Source organism: Streptococcus sp. HMSC074B11, assembly GCF_001808705.1.
In the GTDB taxonomy this organism is placed as follows: Bacteria; Bacillota; Bacilli; order Lactobacillales; family Streptococcaceae; genus Streptococcus.
In genome coordinates this window covers 50827-58945 of sequence record NZ_KV794234.1, presented here as the reverse complement: position 1 = coordinate 58945, position 8119 = coordinate 50827, and the positions used below count along the sequence as shown (strand labels likewise).

At 43.1% G+C, this 8119-nt stretch carries 4 protein-coding genes; all 4 read left to right on the top strand.

From position 1 onward, the window contains the following. The first annotated feature begins 330 nt into the window (after positions 1–330). The 4 genes from rpsL to HMPREF2619_RS01565 all read left to right on the top strand — a co-directional run bounded on the left by rpsL (position 331) and on the right by HMPREF2619_RS01565 (position 8108). Positions 331–747 (top strand): 30S ribosomal protein S12, encoded by a 417-nt coding sequence (gene rpsL / locus HMPREF2619_RS01580; RefSeq protein WP_001142333.1) that lies wholly within the window; start codon positions 331–333, stop codon positions 745–747. A gap of 19 nt (positions 748–766) precedes the next feature. Next, positions 767–1237 carry a 30S ribosomal protein S7 gene (gene rpsG, locus HMPREF2619_RS01575; RefSeq protein ID WP_000087876.1) on the top strand — a complete coding sequence of 157 codons (471 nt, stop codon included), beginning with the start codon at positions 767–769 and terminating at the stop codon, positions 1235–1237. 281 nt (positions 1238–1518) lie between these two features. Then, a complete protein-coding gene (gene fusA, locus HMPREF2619_RS01570) occupies positions 1519–3600 on the top strand; it encodes an elongation factor G (RefSeq protein WP_070458525.1) in 2082 nt (693 codons plus the stop codon). A 113-nt stretch (positions 3601–3713) separates the two neighbouring features. After that, complete coding sequence (locus tag HMPREF2619_RS01565) at positions 3714–8108, top strand: PolC-type DNA polymerase III (protein WP_070458522.1); 4395 nt, start codon at positions 3714–3716, stop codon at positions 8106–8108. Positions 8109–8119 lie beyond the last annotated feature (11 nt).

Below are 8119 nucleotides of genomic sequence, written 5' to 3'. Positions count from 1 at the left end.
TTCTTACTCAGTCTTTAATTAATGATACCTGATAAATGTATCAATGTCAAGACTGAGCAAGAAATTTGTTCAGTCTTTTTTTAAAACTCGGTGATGTTCTCCTAAAAAATTTATGAATTTAGGCGTTCTAAAAAATTCTACCGCATACAATAAGAAGAAATATATTGACAAAAATAGAAAAAACGTGGTACAATAATAGACGGTACTTTTTACTTTTGGTCTCTCAAGAGTGTACAGGGACGTGCTGACAAATGTTGCAAAAGTACACACAGATGATAGCTGTCACCAAGTGTATCATCACCAAAAATAAAAAAACACAGGAGAATGTAGATGCCTACAATTAACCAATTGGTTCGCAAACCGCGTAAATCAAAAGTAGAAAAATCTAAATCACCAGCTTTGAACGTTGGTTACAACAGTCATAAAAAAGTTCAAACAAACGTTTCTTCACCACAAAAACGTGGTGTTGCAACTCGTGTTGGAACAATGACACCTAAAAAACCTAACTCTGCCCTTCGTAAATTTGCTCGTGTACGTTTGAGCAACCTTATCGAAGTTACTGCCTACATCCCAGGTATCGGACACAACTTGCAAGAGCACAGTGTGGTGCTTCTTCGCGGTGGACGTGTAAAAGACCTTCCAGGGGTACGTTACCATATCGTCCGTGGTGCACTTGATACTGCAGGTGTTAACGATCGTAAACAAGGCCGTTCTAAATACGGTACTAAACGTCCGAAAAAAGCATAAGGAAAGGGGATAAAGAGAAATGAGTCGTAAAAATAGAGCTCCAAAACGTGACGTATTGCCAGATCCGCTTTACAATTCACAATTAGTTACTCGTCTTATCAACCGCGTTATGCTTGACGGTAAACGTGGTACAGCTGCTTCAATCGTTTACGGTGCTTTTGAACAAATCAAAGAAGTTACTGGTAACGATGCACTTGAAGTATTTGAAACAGCTATGGAAAACATCATGCCTGTACTTGAAGTACGTGCACGTCGTGTTGGTGGTTCTAACTACCAAGTCCCAGTTGAAGTTCGTCCAGAACGTCGTACAACACTTGGACTTCGTTGGTTGGTAACAATTGCTCGCCTTCGTGGTGAACACACAATGCAAGACCGTCTTGCAAAAGAAATCTTGGATGCTGCTAACAACACTGGTGCAGCAGTTAAGAAACGTGAAGACACTCACCGTATGGCTGAAGCTAACCGTGCCTTCGCACACTTCCGTTGGTAATAAAATGATACCGAGAGCGGCAAAGGCCCAAGACAAAAATAGGAAACTGATGCAGTGTTCCGTGAACACAAAACAGTTTATCTTTTTTGCACCGGGCCTCGCTCGGGTTCAAATCAGTTAACTTGAGCTTTTAGCTCGAGTACAACTCAACTTACCATTCCGCAAGTTGAAACCAACAATAACAAGATAAACATTGAGAACGGGTAGGTCCTGCCTATCCGTTTTTATTAAATCGTGTTATAATAGAATAGAAATAAAAAAATATAGGAGAAACAAACCTCATGGCACGCGAATTTTCACTTGAAAAAACTCGTAATATCGGTATCATGGCTCACGTCGATGCTGGTAAAACAACTACAACTGAGCGTATCCTTTACTACACTGGTAAAATCCACAAAATCGGTGAAACTCACGAAGGTGCGTCACAAATGGACTGGATGGAGCAAGAGCAAGAACGTGGTATCACTATCACATCTGCTGCGACAACAGCTCAATGGAACAACCACCGCGTAAACATCATCGACACACCAGGACACGTGGACTTCACAATCGAAGTACAACGTTCTCTTCGTGTATTGGACGGTGCGGTTACAGTTCTTGACTCACAATCAGGTGTTGAGCCTCAAACTGAAACAGTTTGGCGTCAAGCAACTGAGTACGGAGTTCCTCGTATCGTATTTGCCAACAAAATGGACAAAATCGGTGCTGACTTCCTTTACTCAGTAAGCACACTTCACGATCGTCTTCAAGCAAATGCACACCCAATTCAATTGCCAATCGGTGCTGAAGATGACTTCCGTGGTATCATCGACTTGATCAAGATGAAAGCTGAAATCTATACTAACGACCTTGGTACAGATATCCTTGAAGAAGACATTCCAGCTGAATACCTTGACCAAGCTCAAGAATACCGCGAAAAATTGATCGAAGCAGTTGCTGAAACTGACGAAGAATTGATGATGAAATACCTCGAAGGTGAAGAAATCACTAACGAAGAATTGAAAGCTGGTATCCGTAAAGCGACTATCAACGTTGAATTCTTCCCAGTATTGTGTGGTTCTGCCTTCAAGAACAAAGGTGTTCAATTGATGCTTGATGCGGTTATCGACTACCTTCCAAGCCCACTTGACATCCCAGCGATCAAAGGTATCAACCCAGATACAGATGAAGAAGAAACTCGTCCAGCATCTGATGAAGAGCCATTTGCAGCTCTTGCCTTCAAGATCATGACTGACCCATTCGTAGGTCGTTTGACATTCTTCCGTGTTTACTCAGGTGTTCTTCAATCAGGTTCTTACGTATTGAATACTTCTAAAGGTAAACGTGAACGTATCGGACGTATCCTTCAAATGCACGCTAACAGCCGTCAAGAAATCGACACTGTTTACTCAGGTGATATCGCTGCTGCCGTTGGTTTGAAAGACACTACAACTGGTGACTCATTGACAGATGAAAAAGCTAAAATCATCCTTGAGTCAATCAACGTTCCAGAACCAGTTATCCAATTGATGGTTGAGCCTAAATCTAAAGCAGACCAAGATAAGATGGGTATCGCCCTTCAAAAATTGGCTGAAGAAGATCCAACATTCCGCGTTGAAACTAACGTTGAAACTGGTGAAACAGTTATCTCTGGTATGGGTGAGCTTCACCTTGACGTCCTTGTTGACCGTATGCGTCGTGAGTTCAAAGTTGAAGCGAACGTAGGTGCTCCTCAAGTATCTTACCGTGAAACATTCCGCGCTCCTACTCAAGCACGTGGATTCTTCAAACGTCAGTCTGGTGGTAAAGGTCAATTCGGTGATGTATGGATTGAATTTACTCCAAACGAAGAAGGTAAAGGATTCGAATTCGAAAACGCAATCGTCGGTGGTGTGGTTCCTCGTGAATTTATCCCAGCGGTTGAAAAAGGTTTGGTAGAATCTATGGCTAACGGTGTTCTTGCTGGTTACCCAATGGTTGACGTTAAAGCTAAGCTTTACGATGGTTCATACCACGATGTCGACTCATCTGAAACTGCCTTCAAGATCGCTGCATCTCTTGCACTTAAAGAAGCTGCTAAGACTGCACAACCAGCTATCCTTGAACCAATGATGCTTGTAACAATCACTGTTCCAGAAGAAAACCTTGGTGATGTTATGGGGCACGTAACTGCTCGTCGTGGACGTGTAGATGGTATGGAAGCACACGGTAACAGCCAAATCGTTCGTGCTTATGTTCCACTTGCTGAAATGTTCGGTTACGCAACAGTTCTTCGTTCTGCATCACAAGGACGTGGTACATTCATGATGGTATTTGACCACTACGAAGATGTACCTAAGTCAGTACAAGAAGAAATCATTAAGAAAAACAAAGGTGAAGAATAATTCACCGTCACTTTAAAAGAAGTCACTTTGTGGCTTCTTTTTCTGTTTGGTAGAAATAGGTAAAAGTGCCTCAAATATGGTAAAATAGAAGGAGTATATTGTGAGGAAAATGGATGTCAACCACTTTTGAAATTTTAATGAATCAGTTGGGAATACCCGCTGAAATGAGAAATCATGAGGCCTTCTCTCAGGCTGAAATAGAACAAGTTATTGTTCATAAACGAAGCAAAGTTTGGGAGTTTCATTTTGTTTTTGAAAATATCTTGCCTTTTGAACTTTTTCTAGAGTTGAAAAGGGGCTTGAAAGAAGAATTCTCAAAAACTGGAAATCAGGCTAGTTTTGAGATAAAAACGAGAAATCAGGAATTCTCTAGAGAACTTTTACAAGCCTACTATCGAGAGGCTTTTTCGGAAGGTCCTTGTGCTAGTCAAGGTTTTCGCTCTATTTATCAGAATTTTCAGGTTCGCTTTGAAAATGACCAGTTAATCATTGAAGCTTCAGAAGCGGCAGATACAGAGCATTTTAGAAAAAATCATCTGCCAAATCTTAGCAAACAGCTGGAATTTTTTGGTTTTCCTAAACTTTCTTGCATCTTAGAAAAAAATGAAGATCTCACAAGGGAAGAACAAGAAGCCTTTCAGACGGAAAATCAAATGATTATTCAAGCAGCCAATGAAGAAACTCTTCGGGCTATGGAACAGTTAGAACAGATGGCCCCGCCTCCTCCAGTTGAGGACAAACCTGTCTTTGATTTTCAAGCCAAGAAGGCAGCTGCTAAGCCTAAACTAGACAAGGCAGAGATCACTCCTATGATCGAGGTCAATACTGAGGAAAATCGTCTGGTTTTTGAAGGAGTCGTCTTTGATGTCGAGCATAAGGTGACTAGAACGGGTCGTGTCTTGATTAACTTCAAGATGACGGACTATACTTCTAGTTTTTCTATGCAAAAATGGGTCAAGAATGAAGAAGAAGCACAGAAGTATGACATGATCAAGAAGAATTCTTGGCTCCGTGTTCGTGGAAATGTTGAAGTCAATAATTTTACGCGAGACTTGACCATGAATGTGCAAGATGTCCAGGAAATCGTCCACTATGAACGGAAAGACTTGATGCCAGAGGGAGAACGTCGTGTTGAGTTCCATGCGCACACCAATATGTCGACCATGGATGCTTTGCCTGAGGTCGAGGAAATCGTTGGAACAGCAGCCAAATGGGGCCACAAGGCTGTTGCTATTACAGATCATGGCAATGTTCAATCCTTCCCTCATGGCTATAAGGCCGCTAAGAAAGCTGGTATCCAGCTGATCTATGGGATGGAAGCCAATATCGTTGAAGACCGTGTACCTATCGTCTATAACGAAGTGGGGATGGATCTTTCTGAAGCTACCTATGTAGTCTTTGACGTGGAAACGACAGGTCTATCAGCTATCTATAATGATTTGATTCAGGTGGCGGCTTCCAAGATGTATAAGGGCAATATCATTGCTGAGTTTGATGAATTTATCAATCCAGGGCATCCCTTGTCAGCTTTTACTACTGAGTTGACTGGAATTACGGATGACCATGTAAAAAATGCCAAACCCTTGGTTCAAGTTTTAAAAGAATTCCAAGAATTTTGTAAGGATACCGTTCTTGTAGCCCATAATGCAAGCTTTGACGTTGGTTTTATGAATGCCAACTATGAGCGTCACGGTCTTCCAAAAATTATTCAACCTGTCATCGATACGCTAGAGTTCGCTAGAAATCTCTATCCTGAGTACAAACGCCATGGTCTTGGACCCTTGACCAAACGTTTTGGTGTAGCTCTAGAACACCACCACATGGCCAACTATGATGCGGAAGCAACTGGCCGTCTGCTCTTTATCTTTATCAAGGAAGTAGCAGAAAAACATGGTGTGACAGATTTGGCTAGATTGAACCTTGATTTAATCAGTCCAGATTCTTATAAAAAAGCTCGAGTCAAGCATGCGACCATCTATGTGAAAAATCAAGTAGGCTTGAAAAATATCTTTAAACTGGTGTCTCTTTCAAATACCCAGTACTTTGAAGGAGTTCCACGGATTCCACGTACGGTGCTAGATGCCCATCGAGAAGGCTTAATCTTAGGTTCTGCTTGTACGGAAGGGGAAGTCTTTGATGCAGTCGTATCACAGGGAGTGGATGCGGCGGTCGAAGTTGCTAAATACTATGACTTTATCGAGGTGATGCCTCCTGCTATCTATGCACCTCTGATTGCCAAAGAGCAGGTCAAGGACATGGAGGAACTCCAAACCATCATCAAGAGCTTAATTGATGTCGGAGACCGTCTCGGTAAGCCAGTTCTTGCGACAGGAAATGTCCACTATATCGAACCTGAGGATGAGATTTATCGAGAAATCATCGTCCGCAGTCTAGGTCAGGGAGCCATGATTAACCGAACGATCGGCCATGGAGAAGCTGCCCAACCAGCTCCACTACCAAAGGCACACTTTAGAACAACCAATGAAATGTTGGATGAGTTTGCTTTTCTAGGGGAAGACTTGGCTCGCAAGATTGTTATTGAAAATACCAATGCCTTGGCAGAAATCTTTGAACCTGTGGAGGTTGTAAAGGGTGATTTATACACACCTTTCATTGACAAAGCCGAAGAAACAGTTGCTGAATTAACCTATAAAAAAGCCTTTGAAATCTATGGAAACCCACTCCCAGATATCGTTGATTTGCGGATTGAAAAAGAATTGACTTCTATCCTAGGGAATGGTTTCGCCGTGATTTATCTGGCTTCACAGATGCTAGTGCACCGTTCCAACGAACGGGGTTACTTGGTTGGTTCCCGTGGGTCTGTTGGATCCAGTTTCGTTGCGACCATGATTGGGATTACCGAGGTCAATCCTCTCTCTCCTCACTATGTCTGTGGTCAGTGTCAGTACAGTGAGTTTATCACAGATGGTTCTTACGGTTCAGGATTTGATATGCCAGACAAGGATTGTCCAAACTGTGGCCACAAGCTCAGCAAAAATGGACAGGACATTCCTTTCGAGACCTTCCTTGGTTTTGACGGGGATAAGGTTCCCGATATCGATTTGAACTTCTCAGGGGAGGACCAGCCGAGTGCCCACTTGGATGTTCGTGATATCTTTGGGGAAGAATATGCCTTCCGTGCAGGAACGGTTGGTACGGTGGCTGCTAAAACAGCCTATGGATTTGTCAAGGGTTACGAGCGTGACTATGGCAAGTTCTACCGTGAAGCCGAAGTAGAGCGCCTAGCCCAAGGAGCTGCTGGTGTTAAACGGACGACCGGTCAGCACCCAGGGGGAATCGTTGTTATTCCTAACTATATGGATGTCTATGACTTTACTCCAGTGCAGTACCCTGCCGATGATGTGACTGCTGAATGGCAGACTACTCACTTTAACTTCCACGATATTGATGAGAACGTCCTCAAGCTCGATGTTCTTGGTCATGATGATCCGACCATGATTCGAAAACTCCAGGACTTATCAGGTATTGATCCAAATGATATCCCTATGGACGACCCAGGTGTCATGGCCCTCTTCTCAGGTACAGATATCCTTGGAGTGACGCCTGAACAAATCGGGACTTCAACTGGTATGCTTGGAATTCCAGAGTTTGGAACTAATTTTGTTCGAGGCATGGTGGATGAAACCCATCCGACGACCTTTGCGGAGTTGCTTCAGCTTTCTGGTCTGTCTCACGGTACCGACGTTTGGTTGGGAAATGCCCAAGACTTGATTAAGGCTGGAATTGCAGACCTGTCAACCGTTATCGGATGTCGGGATGACATCATGGTTTACCTCATGCACGCTGGTCTAGATCCAAAGATGGCCTTTACTATCATGGAGCGTGTACGTAAGGGATTGTGGCTTAAAATCTCAGAAGAAGAGCGCAATGGTTATATCGAAGCCATGAAGGCCAATAATGTGCCTGAGTGGTATATCGAATCTTGTGGAAAAATCAAGTACATGTTCCCTAAAGCCCATGCGGCAGCCTACGTTATGATGGCCCTTCGTGTGGCCTACTTCAAGGTTCACCACCCGATTTATTATTATTGTGCTTACTTCTCCATCCGTGCTAAGGCCTTTGATATTAAGACCATGGGTGCAGGCTTGGATGCCATCAAACGCAAGATGCAAGAAATTGCTGAAAAGCGGAAGAACAATGAAGCTTCCAACGTAGAAATTGACCTTTACACAACACTTGAAATTGTCAACGAGATGTGGGAACGTGGTTTTAAATTTGGCAAGTTAGACCTCTATCGTAGTGATGCGACTGAATTTATCATCGATGGAGACACCCTCATCCCACCGTTTGTCGCTATGGATGGGCTAGGCGAGAACGTTGCCAAGCAACTGGTTCGTGCCCGTCAAGAGGGAGAATTCCTCTCTAAAACCGAGTTGCGCAAGCGTGGTGGACTTTCCTCAACTTTAGTTGAAAAGATGGATGAAATGGGGATTCTCGGCAATATGCCAGAGGACAACCAGTTGAGTTTGTTTGATGATTTGTTTTAATTTAAAGTCAA

What these genes read in the sequence shown, in the direction of transcription:
- rpsL (WP_001142333.1), top strand. Translation starts at nt 331, where the DNA reads ATGCCTACAATTAACCAATTGGTTCGCAAACCGCGTAAATCAAAAGTA.
- rpsG (WP_000087876.1), top strand. Translation starts at nt 767, where the DNA reads ATGAGTCGTAAAAATAGAGCTCCAAAACGTGACGTATTGCCAGATCCG.
- fusA (WP_070458525.1), top strand. Translation starts at nt 1,519, where the DNA reads ATGGCACGCGAATTTTCACTTGAAAAAACTCGTAATATCGGTATCATG.
- HMPREF2619_RS01565 (WP_070458522.1), top strand. Translation starts at nt 3,714, where the DNA reads ATGTCAACCACTTTTGAAATTTTAATGAATCAGTTGGGAATACCCGCT.